General features: G+C 70.0%; 1 protein-coding gene. It reads left to right on the plus strand.

All coding sequences use genetic code 11. The annotated features are described in order from the left end of the window. The coding region (locus A5678_RS26210) for an HNH endonuclease signature motif containing protein (RefSeq protein ID WP_197502255.1) at nt 1–1242 on the plus strand (1242 nt) is incomplete at both ends.

Consider the following 1242-nt stretch of genomic DNA (forward strand, 5'->3'; position numbering starts at 1 on the left):
CGTTGCCGGTGGAGGCGTTGACTGTCCGGCAGCAGCTGGTGATGTTGGAGCGCTGTGAGAGGGCGCGCCGGCAGCTGCCGGCCGTGGAGCACCCGCTGATCAACAACCTCGCCCGCCAGGCCAGTCCCGAAGAGGTGGGCGGCACCCTGCCGCACGCGATCGCCGAGGCGACGTTGATCAGCCGCGCCGAAGCCGCCCGGCGGGTCAAAGAGGCCACCGACCTGGGGCCGCGCCACGGGTTGACCGGCGAACCGCGGGCACCGATTCTGTCCGCCACCGCCGCCGCCCAGCGCGACGGGAAACTGGGCGGCGGGCAGGTCGCGGTGATCCGTCGGTTCTTTCACCACCTGCCGGGCTGGGTCGATGTGGCGACCCGCGAGGCCGTCGAGGCTGACCTGGCCGCGGCGGGCACCCACTTTCGGCCCGAACAGCTGGCCCAGCTCGCCGAGCACGTGGCCGACTGCCTCAACCCCGACGGCACCTACACCGACGCCGACCGCGCTCGGCGCCGCGGCCTAACCCTGGGCAAACAAGGCCCCGATGGCATGTCGGAGCTGCGCGGCCTGCTCACCCCAGAAGCCCGCGCCCCCGTGGAGGCGGTGCTGGCCAAACTGGCCGCACCCGGCATGTGCAACCCGCTCGACGACGTGCCCTGTGTCGATGGAGCCCCTAGCCAGGATGCGATTGACCGTGACACCCGCAGCACCGCCCAACGCAACCATGACGGACTGCTGGCGGCCTCGCGCGCGTTGCTGGCCTCGGGAAAACTGGGCCAGCACAATGGGTTACCGGCCTCGATCATCATCACGACCACGCTGCAAGACCTACAGGCCGCCGCCGGCACCGGCCGCACCGGCGGCGGCACCCGGTTGCCGATGAGCGATGTGATCCGGCTGGCCCGCCACGCCCACCACTACCTGGCCGTCTTCGACAACGCCAAGCCCCTGGCGCTCTATCACACCAAACGGCTGGCCTCCCCCGGACAGCGAATTGTGCTGTATGCCAAGGACCGCGGCTGCTCGGCACCCGGGTGCACGGTGCCCGGCTACCTCTCCGAAGTCCACCACGTCACCGACTACGCCCAATCCCGGCGCACCGACATCGACAATCTCACCTTCGCCTGCGGACCCCATCACCGCCTCATCAAACCCAGCGGATGGACGACCCGCACCAACGCCAAGGGCCGAACCGAATGGATCCCACCACCCCACCTCGACAAAGGCCGACCCCGCACCAACAACT

The organism is Mycobacterium sp. E2733, assembly GCF_001667585.1.
Lineage (GTDB): Bacteria > Actinomycetota > Actinomycetes > Mycobacteriales > Mycobacteriaceae > Mycobacterium.